Origin of the sequence: Clostridium sp. UBA2485 (assembly GCF_002341865.1) — a bacterium.
Classification (GTDB): Bacteria; Bacillota; Clostridia; order Clostridiales; family Clostridiaceae; genus Clostridium_J.
The window spans coordinates 1-18230 of sequence record NZ_DDOV01000104.1; the positions used below are offsets into that span (position 1 = coordinate 1).

General features: G+C 26.7%; 17 protein-coding genes and 1 tRNA gene. 6 read left to right on the forward strand and 12 right to left on the reverse strand.

Features of this window, described 5'->3' with window-relative positions:
• Window positions 1–351: 351 nt before the first annotated feature.
• Window positions 352–627 (reverse strand): hypothetical protein, encoded by a 276-nt coding sequence (locus B3603_RS19435; protein ID WP_291568023.1) that lies wholly within the window; start codon window positions 625–627, stop codon window positions 352–354.
• A gap of 107 nt (window positions 628–734) precedes the next feature.
• The gene (locus B3603_RS19440; RefSeq protein ID WP_291568025.1) at window positions 735–1475 is read right to left on the reverse strand and encodes a DUF3298 and DUF4163 domain-containing protein; all 741 of its coding nucleotides are present in this window, start codon (window positions 1473–1475) and stop codon (window positions 735–737) included.
• Window positions 1476–2059: 584 nt separating this feature from the next.
• On the opposite strand from B3603_RS19440, the gene B3603_RS19445 reads away from it, so the two are divergent.
• Complete coding sequence (locus B3603_RS19445) at window positions 2060–2386, forward strand: DUF1904 domain-containing protein (protein ID WP_291568027.1); 327 nt, start codon at window positions 2060–2062, stop codon at window positions 2384–2386.
• Window positions 2387–2461: 75 nt separating this feature from the next.
• On the opposite strand, the gene B3603_RS19450 is transcribed toward B3603_RS19445, so the two are convergent.
• The 5 genes from B3603_RS19450 to B3603_RS19470 form a co-directional block, all read right to left on the reverse strand.
• Complete coding sequence (locus tag B3603_RS19450) at window positions 2462–6745, reverse strand: 2-hydroxyacyl-CoA dehydratase (RefSeq protein WP_291568028.1); 4284 nt, start codon at window positions 6743–6745, stop codon at window positions 2462–2464.
• A gap of 152 nt (window positions 6746–6897) precedes the next feature.
• Window positions 6898–8304 carry a cysteine--tRNA ligase gene (gene cysS / locus B3603_RS19455; protein ID WP_291568030.1) on the reverse strand — a complete coding sequence of 469 codons (1407 nt, stop codon included), beginning with the start codon at window positions 8302–8304 and terminating at the stop codon, window positions 6898–6900.
• Window positions 8305–8817: 513 nt separating this feature from the next.
• Window positions 8818–9303 (reverse strand): flavodoxin family protein, encoded by a 486-nt coding sequence (locus B3603_RS19460; protein ID WP_291568032.1) that lies wholly within the window; start codon window positions 9301–9303, stop codon window positions 8818–8820.
• A gap of 110 nt (window positions 9304–9413) precedes the next feature.
• Complete coding sequence (locus tag B3603_RS19465; RefSeq protein WP_291568034.1) at window positions 9414–10082, reverse strand: zinc dependent phospholipase C family protein; 669 nt, start codon at window positions 10080–10082, stop codon at window positions 9414–9416.
• A 174-nt stretch (window positions 10083–10256) separates the two neighbouring features.
• Entirely contained in the window at window positions 10257–10616 is a 360-nt protein-coding gene (locus B3603_RS19470; protein WP_291568036.1) for a hypothetical protein, read from the reverse strand.
• A 266-nt stretch (window positions 10617–10882) separates the two neighbouring features.
• On the opposite strand from B3603_RS19470, the gene B3603_RS19475 reads away from it, so the two are divergent.
• Both B3603_RS19475 and B3603_RS19480 read left to right on the forward strand, forming a co-directional pair.
• Complete coding sequence (locus tag B3603_RS19475; RefSeq protein ID WP_291568038.1) at window positions 10883–11107, forward strand: DUF378 domain-containing protein; 225 nt, start codon at window positions 10883–10885, stop codon at window positions 11105–11107.
• Between the two features lie 76 nt (window positions 11108–11183).
• Window positions 11184–11828, forward strand: a complete 645-nt coding sequence (locus B3603_RS19480) for a DUF2284 domain-containing protein (protein ID WP_291568040.1) — start codon at window positions 11184–11186, stop codon at window positions 11826–11828.
• Here B3603_RS19480 and B3603_RS19485 read toward each other — a convergent pair.
• Window positions 11815–12258 (reverse strand): hypothetical protein, encoded by a 444-nt coding sequence (locus B3603_RS19485; RefSeq protein WP_291568042.1) that lies wholly within the window; start codon window positions 12256–12258, stop codon window positions 11815–11817. The genes B3603_RS19480 and B3603_RS19485 overlap by 14 nt on opposite strands.
• A gap of 56 nt (window positions 12259–12314) precedes the next feature.
• Between B3603_RS19485 and B3603_RS19490 the strand changes: the two genes are divergently transcribed.
• Window positions 12315–12635 (forward strand): hypothetical protein, encoded by a 321-nt coding sequence (locus B3603_RS19490; RefSeq protein ID WP_291568043.1) that lies wholly within the window; start codon window positions 12315–12317, stop codon window positions 12633–12635.
• Between the two features lie 239 nt (window positions 12636–12874).
• A complete protein-coding gene (locus B3603_RS19495; RefSeq protein ID WP_291568045.1) occupies window positions 12875–14317 on the forward strand; it encodes an NADP-dependent glyceraldehyde-3-phosphate dehydrogenase in 1443 nt (480 codons plus the stop codon).
• Window positions 14318–14423: 106 nt separating this feature from the next.
• Here the strand turns inward: B3603_RS19495 and B3603_RS19500 are convergent, their stop codons facing one another.
• Window positions 14424–15164 (reverse strand): lysophospholipid acyltransferase family protein, encoded by a 741-nt coding sequence (locus B3603_RS19500; protein WP_291568047.1) that lies wholly within the window; start codon window positions 15162–15164, stop codon window positions 14424–14426.
• Window positions 15165–15304: 140 nt separating this feature from the next.
• Here B3603_RS19500 and B3603_RS19505 point away from each other — a divergent pair, with 140 nt between their 5' ends.
• Complete coding sequence (locus B3603_RS19505) at window positions 15305–16159, forward strand: ComEC/Rec2 family competence protein (protein ID WP_291568049.1); 855 nt, start codon at window positions 15305–15307, stop codon at window positions 16157–16159.
• 280 nt (window positions 16160–16439) lie between these two features.
• On the opposite strand, the gene B3603_RS19510 is transcribed toward B3603_RS19505, so the two are convergent.
• The 3 genes from B3603_RS19510 to B3603_RS19520 all read right to left on the reverse strand — a co-directional run bounded on the left by B3603_RS19510 (window position 16440) and on the right by B3603_RS19520 (window position 18175).
• On the reverse strand, window positions 16440–17357 hold the full coding sequence (locus B3603_RS19510) for a hypothetical protein (RefSeq protein WP_291568052.1): 918 nt from the start codon (window positions 17355–17357) through the stop codon (window positions 16440–16442).
• A gap of 127 nt (window positions 17358–17484) precedes the next feature.
• Window positions 17485–17856 carry a hypothetical protein gene (locus B3603_RS19515; RefSeq protein ID WP_291568054.1) on the reverse strand — a complete coding sequence of 124 codons (372 nt, stop codon included), beginning with the start codon at window positions 17854–17856 and terminating at the stop codon, window positions 17485–17487.
• A 244-nt stretch (window positions 17857–18100) separates the two neighbouring features.
• Window positions 18101–18175: transfer RNA gene (locus tag B3603_RS19520), tRNA-Asn, on the reverse strand.
• Between the last annotated feature and the right edge of the window lie 55 nt (window positions 18176–18230).

Sequence of the window (18230 nt, forward strand, 5' to 3'; positions counted from 1 at the left end):
TTAATTTTCAAAGACCAAGTTTGAATTGTTATTAAATAGCTTCTAAATACTATCATACAACTTTTCATATGTCAAGATATTATTTCATACTGTTTTTAATTTCTTAAATTACACTCGTATGTCTTGTCCTTGACGACAAAAATAATATTATCAGTTTATAATAATAAATGAACCGCTTATACCGCTAAATATTTAAATTTATTTTATTATATCTTAATATTATTTAATATTTCTCTAAATTATATACATTGACACGCCTGGAACTGTTTTATTCATAAAATAAAAACTAGCCTTATGGCTAGCTTTTATTTTAAATATATTATTTTATATTTAAAACTTATTTTATTCTTTCTATGTCTTATTTTCTAATTCTTTGATTTTTTTCTTTAAAGCTTTTATTTCTGATTCTATATCTATATTATTATTTCCATTATTTTTTGATGAATTCTCATTAGATTTTTGTTTTAAAGCTAACACCGAGCTAATCAAAAAAATATTTTGCCCTAAAGAAAAAAATATATTTCCAAGAGCAACTTGTTGTTCTACTGTTAATCCCCTTGACAACTCTATTGATATTGCTAGTAATAACAGTGATAATTCTTCAGGAGTTAATTCACATCTTGACATTATAACCACCTATTATATATTGATACAATATATTTATTCATTTTTTTAACTATATATAACATTTTTCAAGCTGAAGAATTATATTATAAAATATAATTACCTATATTTTATAATTCCATTTGTAAACTAAAGTTATTTAATGGTATTTTAAATTCTGGTATTCCTATAACGTACGGAGAAATTTCATTCATATTGAAATATACTACTATATTATTTTGTTCTATATAAAATTTAGTATTTTCATTTACAGTAACAAACTTATCAACAAAGTATATATTTTCTTTTTCTTTTAATTCTTCCTTAATATTTCTATTGATTATTTCTACATAATTATCTTTTTCATAAAAGATATCATCTAAATTTAATATCTTTCCTTTATTTATATCCACATTATAAGTTATATTTTCTTCAATAGCATATGTTCCACCTGTAAATTTAATAAATTGTAAAGTTAAACTTACTAAATTATTACTTATATAGTTTACTTTGTAATCAACAGTACAATTATATTTAGGAATATCATATCTATTTTCTTTGGCATATTTATGGTCTATAATGCTTAATTCTTCTGTATTATTCTTAAATTTAATTATACTCTCTAGTATTTGTCCATTAAGTTTATTTTCAAAATCTTTATTTATAAGCCCTACTAATCTAGGGATCCTAAGATTAATATCAATAGTTTCACCTAAGATCTTTTCCTCTTTAAAATTCACTTCTATTTTTTCCATTTGTGTTTTTTCTAATGCATTTACTTTTTTACTAAATTCATTATCCTTATTAAAGTTAAATAGGATATTTATCATTGTCAACACTACTAACAAGCTAATAGAAACTACTCTTTTCATTGGTACTCCCCCTTACCTTTTTCCATTTTTTACCTATATGTTATCACACACTTTTCAAAAAATTACATATATTATGTAGTTTTCAAAAAATATTTAATTACATTTTTTTACAACTACATCACTAATATTGACACCTATTTCCTTTATTATTCCTCTACACAATGTTTAAAATACAATGCAATAAAGATTTATTTGTATTTTTATATTAAAAAGTTATTTATTGTAGACATATATCCAACAATTAATTTAATTCACCCTATTACATTAGATTGTCAAAATCTTAGAAATTATAAAATATAAAGGCAAGTTAAAAGTTTTTTAAATTAAAGCTTAAAAATATAGAGAGTTTAAATATAAGACTCCTTAATGGAAATTTAACTTATACATGATTTTAATTTCCATAACAAAAATTCTTTTCTAAGAATTAAGAATTAAAGATGAAAAATTATGGTTAAAACTCCAACCTCAAAGCTTTTGGAGTTTTAAGAATAATTTTTATAATATTTTTACTAGAACTTTATTGATAAAAGAATTATACTTTTATTAATTATTAATAAAAATTATGTAATTTAAGGAGAAATATTATGCCATTATTAAGATTTAGAGCTATTGAACCTAAAAAAATAGTTTCTATTAGTAGAGATTTAATTGATGAGTTACAATTACTAATAGGATGTCCAAGAGATTATTTTACACTTGAAGCTATAGAATCTGTATTTATAAAAGACGGTGAAACAGTAAGTGGATACCCTATAGTTGAAGTTTCTTGGTTTGATAGAGGACAAGAAGTCCAAGATGATGTAGCTAAGATAATTACAAACTATGTTTATTCTATGGGATATGATGATGTAGATATTATATTTATTCCCCTTGAAGAATGTAAGTACTATGAAAATGGAGAACATTTTTAATTTTATTTGATAAAAATCCTTGTTTAAAAATAATAAAAATCACCATCAAAATTATAATTTTGATGGTGATTTTTATTATTTTTTCTTTTCATTAGAAGCAGCAACTTCTTTTAGTGCTTTTTCTACTACCATATCTTCTTCCAATTCTTTAAAGGCAACAGATAGCATAAGTTTTATTCTATTTAACTGATTTACTTCGCTAGCACCAGGATCATAGTCTACAGCTACAATATTAGACTGAGGATATTGTCTTCTAAGCTCTTTTATCATGCCCTTACCAGTTACATGGTTAGGTAAACAAGCAAAAGGCTGCATACAAACAATGTTTTTAGCTCCACTTTCGATAAGTTCAATCATCTCTGCTGTTAAAAACCACCCTTCACCGGTTTGATTGCAAAGTGATAATACATTTTCAGCTAATTCAGCTAAATGAGATATGCTTTTAGGTGGATTAAATCTTTTACTATTCTCCAGCGCTTCTTTCATTGGCTTTCTATAAAATTCTATATACATTTCTTCAACTCTAGCTAAATATTTATCTTTTTTACTAAATCCCAAATATTTACTTTTCAATTCTGAGTCTTTTATAGTATATAAGAAAAAGTCCATTAAATCTGGCATTACTGCTTCACAGCCTTCTGATTCAATAATATCAACTATATAGTTATTAGCATCTGGATGAAATTTTACTAATATCTCACCTACAAGTCCTACCCTAGGTTTTCTAACATTTTTAATCTTTAAATTATCGAAATCTTCTACAATATTATTAACTATTTTTTTAAACTCTTTGAAATTTCCTCTTTGTACAGCTTCTATACATATACCTACATACCTATTGTAAAGTTCATTAGCTGAACCTTGTCTTTCTTCATATGGTCTTACCCTATATAAAACTCTCATGAGTAAATCTCCATATAAAATTCCCATAACTGCCTTTTTTAATAATGCTAATGTAAATTTAAATCCTGGATTAGATTCAAGTCCAACTGCATTTAAAGATATAACTGGTATATTTTCAAATCCTGCATCTTTTAGTGCCTTTCTTAAAAAAGCTATATAATTTGTAGCTCTACATCCTCCACCAGTTTGAGTTATTACAATAGAAGTATTATTTAAATCATACTTTCCAGATTTTAATGCATCTATAAATTGCCCAGCAACTAGTATAGATGGATAACAGGCATCATTATTTACATATCTTAAACCTTCCTCAACAACTCTATCATCAGCCTTTTCTAATATTTCAAAATTATATCCCTCTGAAGAAAAAGCAGGACCTAAAAATTGAAAATGGATAGGAGACATCTGAGGTGCTAATATAGTATGAGTTTTTCTCATCTCTTTAGTAAATATTACTCTTGGACTTTGATCAATAATTTTTATAGGAATTACTCCCTTTTTATCTCTTTCATTAATAGCAGCTTTTAGAGAACGTATTCTAATCCTTGCTGAACCTAAATTATTTACTTCATCAATCTTTAGTACTGTATAAATCTTATTATTATTTTCTAAAATCTCTTGGACTTGATCTGTAGTAACCGAATCTAATCCGCATCCAAAGGAGTTTAATTGTACTAACTCAAGATTTTTCTCCTTAGCAACATAACTAGCAGCAGCATATAATCTTGAATGATACATCCATTGATCAACCACTCTTAAAGGTCGTTCTACTTCCCCTAAATGGGCAATAGAATCCTCTGTTAACACTGCCATATCAAAGCTAGTAATAAGCTTGTCTAAACCATGGTTAATTTCTGGATCTATATGATAAGGTCTTCCTGCAAGTACAATACCTTTTTTACCGCTTTCCTTTAGATATTTTAGAGTTTCTTCACCTTTCGCTCTTAAATCTCTTTTTATACTCTCATCTTCTATAAAAGCTAAATTTAATGCTTCTTTTATCTCACGTTTAGATATTTTATACTGTTTTAGTGTATCTTCCATCCTTACTACTAAAGCCTCTCTATTATGAAGAGATATAAAAGGATTTAAGAAAGGTACTTTTTTCTCTTTTAAGAGGTCAATATTAGTTCTAATAACCTCTGAATAAGATATAACTATAGGACAGTTATATTGATTTGTAGCTTCTTCTTGTTCCTTTTGTTCATAAACTACAGATGGATAAAATATAAAATCTACATCTTTTTCTACTAGACTAACTATATGTCCATGACTAAGCTTTGCAGGATAACATGCTGATTCAGAAGGTATGGTTTCAATTCCTTTTTCATAAATTAACTTGGAGCTTCTAGGTGACAACTCTACCCTAAATCCTAATTTCGTAAAGAAAGTAAACCAAAATCCATAGTTCTCATACATATTTAAAACTCTAGGTATTCCAACTGTTCCTCTTATTGCATCTTCTTTTTTCAATGGCTTATAAGAGAACATTCGCTTATATTTATACTCATATAGATTAGGTACTGTATCTTTTTTTATTTCCAATCCTAGTCCTCGTTCACATCTATTTCCTAGTATAAATTCCCTTCCATCAGAAAAACCATTTACTGTTAATAAGCAATTATTACTGCAAAGGCCACATCTTTTCATAGTTGATGATGATTTAAAATTGCTTAAGTTTTCTTTTTGAAGAATAGTAGAATTTTTACCTTCTACATATCTTTCTTTCGATATTAACGCACAACCAAAAGCTCCCATAAGTCCTGCTATATCTGGTCTAACTACTTCTCTACCTGAAATCAATTCAAAGCTTCTAAGCACTGCATCATTATAAAAAGTTCCACCTTGAACTATAATATTTTTTCCCATCTCTTTAGGATTTCTAATCTTTATAACTTTAAATAAAGCATTTTTAATAACTGAATAAGAAAGTCCACTAGAAATATCTCCTACCGTTGCTCCTTCCTTTTGAGCTTGCTTTACTCTAGAATTCATAAAAACAGTACATCTTGAACCTAAATCTACGGGGTTTTCAGCAAGTAATGCCTCTTTAGCAAAACCCTCTACAGTCATATTTAAAGATTGAGCAAAGTTTTGGATAAAAGAGCCGCATCCAGCTGAACAGGCTTCATTAAGGGTCACTGAATTAATAACTCCATCTTTTACCCTTAAGCATTTCATATCTTGTCCACCAATATCTAATATAAAATCTACATTAGGTAAAAAATGTTCTGCCGCTTTATAATGTGCTACCGTTTCTATTTCCCCTATATCAATCTTTAATGCTGCTTTAATTAGTGCTTCGCCATAGCCTGTTACAGTAGAGTTTACAATTTCTGCTCCTTCAGGTATTTTGTTATACAAATCTAATAATGCACTCTTAATAAGCTTTAGAGGATTACCTTCATTGCTTCCATAATAAGAGTATAGTAAGTTTTTATATTCATCAATCAATGCTATTTTAGTGGTAGTTGAACCTGCATCTATACCTAAATAACATTTTCCTTTATAGCTATTGAGATCTTTTGAACTTACCTTAAAAGAATTATGCCTATTTTTAAACTCTTCTAATTCCTCTTGGCTCTTAAATAGTGGCGATAATCTCTGTACTTCTTGACCTTCACAATATTTTAAAAGTTCTAGTTTGTCATATAACTCTTTAAATGTAATATGCTCACTTTTTACTGATAATATAGCACATCCCATGGCTACAAATAATTGAGAGTTCTCTGGGAAAACAATATCTTCTGGCTTAATATTCAAAGTCTCCACAAACCTTTTTCTAAGCTCTGACAAGAAATATAATGGACCACCTAAGAAAGCTACCTTTCCTCTTATGGGTCTTCCACAAGCAAGTCCACTAATAGTTTGATTGACAACAGATTGAAATATAGAAGCTGCTATATCTTCTTTTAATGCCCCTTCATTTATCAATGGCTGGATATCTGACTTTGCAAATACTCCACATCTTGCAGCAATAGGATGAATAGTTTTGTAATCCTTAGCTAATTCATTTAACCCCGCTGCATCTGTTTTTAATAGTGAGGACATTTGGTCTATAAACGCACCAGTTCCCCCTGCACAGGTTCCATTCATTCTTTGTTCCATTCCATCTTTAAAATAAGTTATTTTTGCATCTTCTCCGCCTAGCTCAATAGCTACATCAACATCATCAGCAAAGGTTTCTATAGTTTTACTACATGCAATAACTTCTTGGACAAAAGGTATATTTAACCAATTAGATACAGACAATCCTCCTGAACCTGTTACATTTACAGTAATCCTCTCCTTTGGAAAAGAACTATAGGCATCATTTATTAAATTAAATATAGTACTTTTAATATCTGAAAAATGCCTTTCATATTTACTGTATATTATTTGAAAATTTTCATCTAAAATCACTAATTTAACTGTTGTTGAACCAACATCCAATCCTAAATGTAACAACCTTTTCATACTTTCATCACTGTTCCTTCTATAATTTAATAATTTAGTGAATAAATCTATAATAAAAATTACACTTATTTAAAAAACTTCCATAATTAATATATAGAGTTAAATTACTAAAATTTTAGTAATCTAACTCTATCAAGATTATCTATTTATTTTTATTTCACTTTCCAAGTTGTACCTTCTTTGTTGTCTAATATTTCAATATTCATGTTTAAAAGTTGATTTCTTATTTCATCAGCCTTTGAATAATCCTTAGCTTTTCTAGCTTGATTTCTTTCATCAATCAATCTATTTATTAGTTCTTCATCTACATTAGATAAATCTTTTTCAATCTTCATTAAATCTAGAGATAATACTTTATCAAACTCTTCTATTAACGTCGCTTTTTCTTTATTGTTAAGCTGATTATCTTTTAACACATCCAATAATACTGTAAAGGCATTTGCTATATTTAAATCATCACTTATATGAGCTTTAAAATTTTCTTTATATGAATCTATTTTTCCTTTATCTATTGACTCACTTTCAATTATATTCTCTAATATTAAGGATATTCTCTTTTTAAGAGCTTTAAAAGATTTTTTTGCATCTTCTAAACTTTCAAAACTAAATACTAGCTGCTTTCTATATCTTGACTGTAAGCAAAAATATCTATAATCTAAAGGTGAAAATCCTTTATCTTCTAATCTCTTTAAAGTTAAAAATTCTCCACTTGATTTAGACATTTTCCCACCATCAAGTACTAAAAACTCTCCATGTATCCAATAATTTACCCATTTTTGACCACTGTAAGCTTCTGATTGAGCTATCTCATTTGTATGATGTACTGGTATATGATCTATTCCTCCACAATGTATATCAATTCTATCGCCTAAATACTTCATGGACATAGCAGAGCACTCTAAATGCCATCCTGGAAAACCTCTTCCCCATGGAGAATCCCATTGCATTATTTGATTGGTAAATTTAGAATTTGTAAACCAAAGGACGAAATCTAATGGATTTTTTTTATTTGGGTCAACTTCTATTCTACTACCTGCTTCTAATTCGTCAATACTTAAATCAGCAAGTTTTGTATAATCTTTAAATTTTTCTATTTCAAAATACATATTTCCATTAGCTTGATATGTATATCCTTTTTCTTCAAGCCCTTGAATAAATTTAATCATATCATCTATATGTTCTGTTGCTCTACATACAACATTTGGTCTTTTTATATTTAACTTATTGCAATCTTCAAAAAAAGCATCCTCATAAAATTTAGCGATTTCCCAAACTGTTTTCTTTTCTCTCGATGCACCAAGAGCCATTTTATCTTCACCTTCATCGCCATCAGATTGAAGATGTCCAACATCCGTTACATTCATTACATGTTTTACTTTGTATCCCACATACTCTAATGATTTTTTTAAAACATCTTCAAATATGTAAGTTCTTAAGTTTCCTATATGAGCATAATTATACACTGTAGGTCCACAAGTATACATTCCTACCTTATTAGGCTTTATAGACATGAACTCGTCTTTATTTCTCGTCATTGTATTATAAACATAAAAACTCATAATTATCTCTCCTTTTCTTAGAATTTAAATATATAGCTAATTGTTCCTTTATTTTTTATAATCTATTATCATAGAGAAACACTTAATCTTAATTTTATAAAACTTCATCTCAAAATTTAAAATTTAAAATCTACTATAAATTTTATTCACAAATTATATCTTTATGCTTTAACTTAAAAAGCTACAGAAATAACTGTAGCTTATCTATAAAATTTAATAAAATGTTTTAATTTTATAGTTGCTTTATAATCTACAGTATAATGCAACTTACTCAGTCTTTCATTGAATAAAATCTATAACTTATTGATAAAAATTAACTTAATATAAATTGTATCATATTAAGATAATTTTACAATATTTTTAGGAAATCATATAACACTTATATTTCATATTATAATTTTAATAAAAAGATATAATTTAATCTAGTATTTATTATATCAAATATGTCAGTTTAAACAATATCTATATGAAATGTTCCTGCTTACTACCTATATTTAAATAAACTACTTTATCTTAAGTATACATTGTTTTATCAATTCCCTTTTCATACATTTTTTTAACCCAAATTTTACATTTATTAATTCCATCTTTATCTTTTGCTTCAATTATATCTAAATTCATCTCTCCTAATATATCACTATCAAAAAATAGCTCATTTTTATCTCGTATATTTTTTAAATCTTTTCCTAATGTAAACAAAGCTATTTTTTTGCCGGACAAGATATTTCCTAAAGTATTTCTTTTTAATCCTATAGGTAATTTATAAAACCAATTAGGTACTGCTAATACAATTAATTCATAGGATTTTATATCTTCTCTTAAAGTTTCTAAGTTAAGATTATCTTCTATAAAACTTTTATATGGAGCTTTATCATAGATGCCAGTATTATTTTTTACGTCTTTTAGCTGTAATAGATCTCCATTTATCTCTTCTTTCATAGTTTTGGATAAATTTTTTAATAATCCGTCTAAAGAATAAAATAATATAAGAGTTTTCAATATACCACTCCTAAATACTTATATATTATTAGTATATGAAAACTCTTTTTATTTAGTTAATATGTTAATATTTTTCAATCTTTGTTACGACCAATAAATCTTAGTACCTATTAATCTTCCAGATAGAAACCTTTAGACCTTAAATCATTTATTATATATTGAATACATTTAACTACAAAATCATTCATTTCATTTTCTGTTAAATATATAAAATTTTCTTTTGTTTCATTATTTTCTCCTAGATAAAATTCTTTTATGTATTTTACTTGCTTTGTAAAAGCTCCTTTTGGGAAGTATTCTAAATAATCTTCAACTTCTGTTACATTTTTAAAAATTGTAAAAAACAAACTATTTGGATTTTTATCTAAAAATAAATAATCAAGTCCATACCAATCTTTTTTAATAATCCATATAAAATTTTTGTCTTTTTCTAATCCTTCTCTATATAATTTTGTAGCCTTTTTATCATCATAATTTTTTTGCCAACATATATCTGTTAAAAGATGTACATAATAACCTAAATAGAAAGAGAATTTATTGCTTAAATTATTTTTCTCATAATCTTTTAAGTATTTAGTATAAAATCCTTCTGCATTAATATTTTTTCCATCTTCCATCCAATGAGTAATGACCTTAGATGGATTAAAAGAAGACCAATCCTCATTAGGTACTCCACTATCCGGTCCTATATTTCCTACAGTAAAACACTCATCATTTACCTTTAGTTTTTTCTCCAAAATTTTTTCTGCTACTCTTAAATGTGCTATCCAAGTTGCCATAATATGCCCCCATCCTTAAATGCCATATAACTATAGCTAATTTATATTATTAAACTTAAGATATATTTAACTAAATTCTTCTTTTTCTTTAAAACTCCTTCTTTTATTAAATAAAATAAGTAAGATAGACTTTTAGAGAAAAGTTTATCTTACTTATTTTACTATTTCTTAATTTTATTTCTTTTTATTAACTCTGTTTGGTTTTGCTTTAGGTTTAATAACTGTATTATTACTTTTATTATATTGATTATATGATTTATCTTGTGGTTTATCATAATGTTTTAAGAACCCTGACAAATCCATAAACCATAAAAATAAAATTACAAAAATTCCTGGAATTATATATCTAGCAACGTAGCTAGGCATTGTTGGCCAAAGTAATGTTGGTACTATAAATACAGCTAAGGCTATTATTAATATAATCCATTTATTCACTTTAATCTTATCTAATACATATGTTCTAAGTACTCCATAAGCAATCAATGCTACAATAGAAAAAAGTAAAATTCCTAAAATAAGCTTAAATGTTTCCACTTTTATCCCTCACTTCTTGTTATGTTATTTTTAAACAGTTAATAACATTATATAATATCCCCTCACCAATTAATAGATTTTATTTAAATTTATACTTAAAATTATATTTACTTTATGTTAAAATTTATGTGAGATACTATAGAATAATTATTAATTTTTTATAAATTATCTTCATTTTGTTAAAATATTTTTTCTTATTGTTATAAATTATCAATAGTTGTAAATAATAAGAAATGTAAATATTTTAGAAAAAGGAGATGTGTTATATGAGAACACTAGACACAATCGTACTAATACTTGTTATAGTAGGCGCAGTAAACTGGGGATTAGTCGGACTATTTCGGTTTGATTTAATAGCTGCACTGTTTGCCGGTTCAGGTACTTTTGGTTCAATAAGCCAATTTAGTCGCATTATTTATGCAATAGTTGGTATTTGTGGATTATATGCTCTTTCATTCTTGGGAAGAGACAGAGATCGCGATGACGTTTAACGTTAAAATATAACCTTTATAAAAAAGCTGAATTATTTCAGCTTTTTTATTATTTCTTATATGCTAGGGGGATAATATGAGTATAAAAAAATATATAAACTATAGATTTAAAGAATTAACTATAGAAGAATTGATTAAATTCCATAATCCTAAATTGATAAAAGGATATTGTAAGCAATGTAAAAAATATGGTACCGTTTGGTCTTGTCCTGAATTTAATTTTAACGAATTAGAACTTTTAAAAAATTATAATTATGTATATTTAATACACTCGAAAATTTATATAAGAGATATATGTAAAAGCACAATGGATGAATATTATAACAATCTTCTAAATATAATACCTGAAGTTAAGGATTATAAGGATGATATGGGGAAAAACTTTAATACTTTATATTTCTCCGGTAGACTTTACTTAGATAATATACTGTTAAAGATTGAGGAGTGTTATAAACATTCTTTAGCTATAGTATCTGGCAGATGTCTTTACTGTGATCCTTGTGAAAAAACTAAGGGCAAAGAATGTATAAATCCTGAAAAACTAAGGTACTCTTTAGAAGCCCTATCTATAGATGTATCATGTTTATTAAAGTATTCATTAAATGAAGAAATTCAATGGAGCAATGATGAAGCATCTAATTACATTACCTGTGTTTCTGCACTACTTTCAAAAAATCCAATAAAAACAGATGAATTAGAAGATAAAATTATTCATTTTTGATGAATCTAAGTTGAATAGTAACAGTTTTTATATTTTCTCTTATAACTAAAATACTAACAGAAATATTACTATTTAATATTTCATCGAAAATATCATTTATATCTTCCTCTATAAATTTTATAGTATCTCCTTTTTTATTTTTAATAGCATAATTTGAAGAAAGTCTTTCTAAATATAGATTGTCCCACTGAGTTAAATCATATTTATTTTCTACTTCAAAAATTAGTCCTCTATTTATTAAAAAACTTTTTAATAATTCATATTTGCCTTTAAGGTCATCCCCTTTTTTATCTAGTTTTTTATAAAGTTCCTCTTTTTCATCTATTACTTGTTTTTCTTTCTTTATTTCAATTTCCAGTTTTTCTTTTTCATTATCTAATTCCAATATATATTTATTAATTTTTTCTAAATATCTTTTACTATTTTTCATAGTTTACCTTGCCTTTCTATAAGTTCTTTATATAAAATATTAGTGAGGTGAAGCTTATGAAAAAACTTCAAGAAATTATTGATTTCTTATCAACTCAACTATTAATAATAGTTAGGAGAATTTCTAAATCCATATATAGAGTTTACAATAACATAGTGTTCAATTTCAACAAACAAAGTACCATTAAAAAAATGTTTGAACCTACTATTGATAAAAAACAAAATATAAATAAGGAATTATTAAATGATTTAAAGTGTCTTAAAAATAAAACAGAGAATCTTGAGGATAAAATCAATTGTATTAAAAAAGAGAATTCAAAAATTGAGAAAAAAATTAATATTTTGGAATTGCTTCTCACTGAACAAAGTCAACAATAATTTTTAAATTATTAATCCTTAATTTTTAAGCTATTAAGTTATTTTTATAGAAATTTCATTTTTTAAGTATATTTTAAGTTTTTACATTGAATTCCCATATTGATGCTTTAATATAACTTCTGATATTACATTTTTATTTATAGTAACTTTCAAATATAAAAATGCTCTTAATATTTATTTTATAATTTAGCTATTAATTGATAATACTAATTATATCTAAATGTTATGAGGTGATATTTTTGTTTGAATGTATAAAGAAAGACAATCATTTCTGTAATTTATATGATGGTGGTTGGGTAACATCTAAAGACACTATTGATATCTATTCCCCTGTGGATAATTCTTTTGTAGGTACTATTCCTGCTATGACAAAAGATGATGTAGATGTATATATAAAAAATTCAAAAGAAGCACAAATATCTTGGGGAGAAGTTCCTGTTAGTGAAAGAGCTGCTATACTTCATAAAGCTGCAACAATATTAGAAGAACAAGTAGAAGAAATGGCAGAAGTACTCATGTGGGAAATTGCAAAAGATAAAAAGTCCTGTATATCTGAAATTATAAGAACTGCAGCTTTTATTAGATATACTGCAGATGCAGGTAAAAATCTTGAAGGTGAAGCTATTGGTGCTGATAATTTTCCTGGATTTAAGAAAAATAAAATGTCTTTTGCTACAAGAGTTCCTCTTGGAATAGTATTAGCAATTTCACCTTTCAATTATCCTATAAATCTATCCGCAGCAAAAATAGCTCCTGCTCTAGTTGCTGGAAATAGTGTTATATTAAAGCCACCTACTCAAGGTGCAATTAGTGCACTATATCTAGCAAAGGTATTTCAAGAAGCCGGTCTTCCTAATGGAGTACTAAATACCGTTACTGGTAAAAGTTCTGAAATTGGTGATTATTTAGTTACTAGAGCAGAAATAAATTTTATAAATTTCACTGGCTCTACTAATGTTGGTAAGCATATTGCTGAAATTGCTGGAATGGTACCGATGATAATGGAACTTGGTGGAAAAGATGCTGCAATAGTATTAAAGGATGCTGACTTAGATGATGCAGCAAGAGAAATAGTATCAGGAGCTTATAGTTATGCTGGTCAGAGATGCACTGCCATAAAAAGAGTATTAGTGGTGGAAGAAATAGCTGATAAATTAGTAGAAAAGCTTTTAGATAATGTTAAGAATTTAAAGGTAGGCCATCCGAAGGATAATTGTGCAGTAACTCCTCTTATTGATACTAAATCTGGTGATTTTGTTGAAGAACTTATGAAAGATGCTATTGATAAAGGAGCTAAATTACTTATTGGAAATAAACGTGAAGGGAATTTGCTATATCCTACACTTTTTGACTATGTAACCACAGATATGAGAATTGCCTGGGAAGAACCTTTTGGTCCTGTACTTCCTGTAATTCGCGTAAAATCTATGGAAGAGGCTATAGATATAGCTAACCGTTCTCAATATGGATTACAATCTTCTGTATTTACTATGAATATAAATGATGCCTTTTATGTTGCAAATAAACTTGAAGTGGGAGCAGTACAAATTAATAATAAATCCGAAAGAGGACCAGACCATTTTCCATTTTCTGGAGTAAAAGCTTCTGGTATGGGTACCCAAGGTATTAAATATAGTATAGAAGCTATGAGTAGGTTAAAATCTATAGTATTAACAGTATAACTAAACAATAACACTATATTAATTCTACGATATTTAAAATTCTCCATCATCAATAAAACTTTTTTACTTATTAAAAATGCTACTTAGAAACTCTAAGTAGCATTTTTTACATATTAAATCCATTCTCAACAATATCTTTACATATTTGAGCTAAGTTACTTTGATCTTCCTTAGATAATTCTTTAGGGTATATTGGCTTATGAATTACTATTTTACAATCTAAATCACTTTTTTTAGCCTTTTTACTTCCCTCTAATACCTTATATGTTCCATCTATAGTAATTGGAACAATTGGCACATTAGCTCTTGTAGCCAATTTAAGGCTTCCTTTTTTAAATTCATTTAACTTACCATCTCTACTTCTCGTTCCTTCAGGAAAAATTAGCATAGAATGTCCATCCTTAAGATTTTCTGTAGCTTCAAGAATAGCTTTTAATCCCTCCCTTGGATTATCTCTATCTAAAAATACACATCGTATATTTTTAGCCCAATAAGATACTAATGGTACATTTTCTAATTCTTTTTTCCCTACAGCACCTAATGGCCTATCAATACAATCAATTACTAATGGAATATCTACGATACTCTGATGATTTGCCACATAAAGACAAGTCTCATTAAGTAAATTTTCTTTACCAATTACCTTAACTTTTAATTTAGATGCTTTCATAGTAAATCTTGCCCATTTTTTTGCATGATTATATATAAACTTTTCACTTTCTTCTCTAGACTTCTTTTTAATTCTTTCAAACTTTGGTCGCAAAAACATTGTAAAAAAAATATATATTGCGGACTTTGCTACAAAAAAGAATTTTCTCATTTTATCACCGTCCTTATGTTTAATCATAACTATTATATCAATAATATTATCCATTTAAAAGTATAGTTAATAAAGAAACTATATTGAAAAATACTGAAAATACTTTCTTAGTTTATAAACTTATTAATTGGTCTATAATTTTAATAATTAACCTGTAGGAGGAATAAATGAAAAATAAATTTGTTAATTTATCTATTTTAATATCAATTGTAATTTCAATATTTACTATATCCTATAAAGTGTATATAGATTATATTCCTTATAATGATAAGGCTATAATTCATTATATTGACGTAGGGCAAGGTGATGGAATATTAATTCAAGTTAACAATAAGAATATTCTAATTGATGGAGGCACAGAAAGTAATTCTAAAGCACTTATTAAATATTTAAAAAGCCAACAAGTCAAATCCTTAGATTATATTATAGCCACTCATCCACATGAAGATCATATTGGTGCATTACCAGAAGTTATAAATACTTTCAAAATTAAAAATTTTTATGCTCCAAAAGTCACTGCAAACACTACTTGCTTTTATAATCTAATAAAAAGCTTAAAAAGAAATGATTTGAAAATTCTTCCTATAACTTCTCCTATGGTAGTAAATCTAGATGAATATACTTCTTTATCCTTTATTTCTCCTAATAAAAGTGACTATAAAAATTTGAATAATTATTCTTTAGTAGCAAAGCTTCAATATAAAAACTTCTCATTTTTATTTACTGGTGATGCTGAGAAGGAGATTGAAAATGAAATCGTATCTTCTGGTTATGATATAAGATGTCATATACTAAAATTAGGCCATCATGGAAGCAAAACCTCTTCTACTCCAAAATTTTTAGATGAAGTTAATCCTAAGATAGCTATTGCCTCTTGCGGACTTGGAAATGATTATGGTCATCCAAGCAAGAATATATTAAAAGAACTAAAAAATAGAAATATAACACTATATCGAACTGATAAAGATGGAACTATCGTATTTGTTTGTGATGGAAAAACTTTAAAGCGAAAGGTAAAATGAAGTGACTCCGCGAAGAGGATTCAAACCCTTAATATATCGTATAAACTTGAAATTTATGCTTATCATACATTAAAATAAATTTATCTTGATTTCGTCATTTTCAGTATATGAATTTATTAGATATCTTCAAATTGCATCTATTAATATCACATAAGATTCACCAATTCATTATAATATTTATCAAATTAAGAAAATGCAGAAAACTAATTAATTAATGCTTTCTGCACTTTCTTATATTTAAAATTATTTATAATGATCTATCCAATAATTTACTATTACTTTATAATCTTCCATCATCTAATTTCCCATTTTCAAAATTTATTGAGAAGTTAAAGTCTGGTATACTATTTTGTCCATTTTTAACTATCTCTTTTAAATTTTCTATAATTGGTTTTGTTAACATTATACAAGTTCCTGATCCTCCATTGTACTCTGGATTATTTTTTCTTGCTTTACCTAACCATGCTTCAATAAGATTACTATAATCTCCATCTAAAACCTTTTGCAATTCACTATTTGCGCCTAGGTATTTTCCACTGCTTTTATCATAGGATAAGTCTTTTATGCTTTGACCAAAATATTCATGTATAAAATTATCTGCTTCATTTTTAGCATATCCTTGGTGAGTTATTTCTCCATTTAAATTCCGTGCTGAGTACATAGTATCATATATTTCACCAATCATCTTTTTCTTAAAAGTTTTACCATTACTAGTTACAGTACATTTTGAATTTTCTATAAGATTTTTTATTTTTTCTGCTTTTTTATCATCTTTCAAACCCTTTATTTTTAGATTTTTTAAAGAATCTAATTCAATTGAAAATTTTTCTCCTTCTTCAAAAGTTATTCCATTTTCTTTAAACAATTTATTTAATTCATTATTAAGATTTTCTCTATCCTTTTTAACCGTTGTCTCATAATCAGGACTTAGAGGTTTAAGACCTTTTTCTCCGAAATTACCATACCAAGGAGTTTTTTCTTTAATTTTAAGTATGTTTCGTTCATCATAAAGACTATTTCCTTGAGCATTGTATACGTTATTAAATTGTTCTCCTTTAGAAAATACAAGTTCTTGCATTGTTCTACTTACAATATTTGTATTGTTTACATTTCTTCCATTATTTATTTTTCGAGCATTTCTCATCCACATTATACTTGACAAGGTATTTATATCATTTAAATCATTTATCCTATTCATTTTAATCTCCTAAAATAAATTCTAATATAATATCTAAATAAAGGTTTATCAACATATTTTCTAATACCGATAAACCTTTATGATTTATTTACATTTTTTAATATTGTTAATTAAGCATAAATCTGTATTAATCCCAATCCTCTGTTTTATCATAATCATAGCTAATTGATGCTTTTAAATTTGACCATTTTGTTTTGGCTAATGCTGAAGAAACATACTTTAATTCCCATTTATCTTTAACCTTAATTTGGTCAGAATATTTATATCCTATAAAGTTTGCACTATTTGAAATTAATCTTGCCTTTGTCCATCCTAATTTTGAAGATTTTATTTCAGCAAATGTGTTTCCTGTAGAAACTCCCTGTCCTTCAACAGTGATAGATCTTATCATAGCACTATTAGGTATTGATGAATCATTACTTAAATTCATGGAAGTTATACCAGAATAGACATTATTTCCTGGACAACTTATTGAAGTTGGTGAAAAATTTTTTTCCACACTTCTGCTTCCAATTCTATTACCTGTAGTTAATGTATATCTGCTGATAATTTGATTAAAAATTTGCTTTTCATATTTTATCTTTTCTATACAGTTATCGTTAAATATTGTAAAAAGTTTATAGAATTTGAAATTTTTTTAGTTGTTTTATATAAATTTGAAAATAAAGACAAAATAAAAAGCTATATAAAAAGAATTTTAATTGTAATTCTTCTTATATAGCTTTTCATATTTTTAATAAAAATGGCTCCGCGAAGAGGATTCGAACCTCCAACCTATCGGTTAACAGCCGAGTGCTCCACCGTTGAGCTATCGCGGAATATTGCTAAGCTAAGTTTTACTTAGTTAGCATTACCTGGCAACAACCTACCCTC

Bases quoted from the DNA above. Each gene is read 5' to 3' on its own strand.
- cysS (WP_291568030.1), bottom strand. From the start codon at position 8,304: ATGAGTTTTTATGTTTATAATACAATGACGAGAAATAAAGACGAGTTC.
- B3603_RS19435 (WP_291568023.1), bottom strand. From the start codon at position 627: ATGTCAAGATGTGAATTAACTCCTGAAGAATTATCACTGTTATTACTA.
- B3603_RS19490 (WP_291568043.1), top strand. From the start codon at position 12,315: ATGAAAAAACTTCAAGAAATTATTGATTTCTTATCAACTCAACTATTA.
- B3603_RS19505 (WP_291568049.1), top strand. From the start codon at position 15,305: ATGAAAAATAAATTTGTTAATTTATCTATTTTAATATCAATTGTAATT.
- B3603_RS19475 (WP_291568038.1), top strand. From the start codon at position 10,883: ATGAGAACACTAGACACAATCGTACTAATACTTGTTATAGTAGGCGCA.
- B3603_RS19500 (WP_291568047.1), bottom strand. From the start codon at position 15,164: ATGATTAAACATAAGGACGGTGATAAAATGAGAAAATTCTTTTTTGTA.
- B3603_RS19485 (WP_291568042.1), bottom strand. From the start codon at position 12,258: ATGAAAAATAGTAAAAGATATTTAGAAAAAATTAATAAATATATATTG.
- B3603_RS19440 (WP_291568025.1), bottom strand. From the start codon at position 1,475: ATGAAAAGAGTAGTTTCTATTAGCTTGTTAGTAGTGTTGACAATGATA.
- B3603_RS19465 (WP_291568034.1), bottom strand. From the start codon at position 10,082: ATGGCAACTTGGATAGCACATTTAAGAGTAGCAGAAAAAATTTTGGAG.
- B3603_RS19510 (WP_291568052.1), bottom strand. From the start codon at position 17,357: ATGAATAGGATAAATGATTTAAATGATATAAATACCTTGTCAAGTATA.
- B3603_RS19450 (WP_291568028.1), bottom strand. From the start codon at position 6,745: ATGAAAAGGTTGTTACATTTAGGATTGGATGTTGGTTCAACAACAGTT.
- B3603_RS19445 (WP_291568027.1), top strand. From the start codon at position 2,060: ATGCCATTATTAAGATTTAGAGCTATTGAACCTAAAAAAATAGTTTCT.
- B3603_RS19480 (WP_291568040.1), top strand. From the start codon at position 11,184: ATGAGTATAAAAAAATATATAAACTATAGATTTAAAGAATTAACTATA.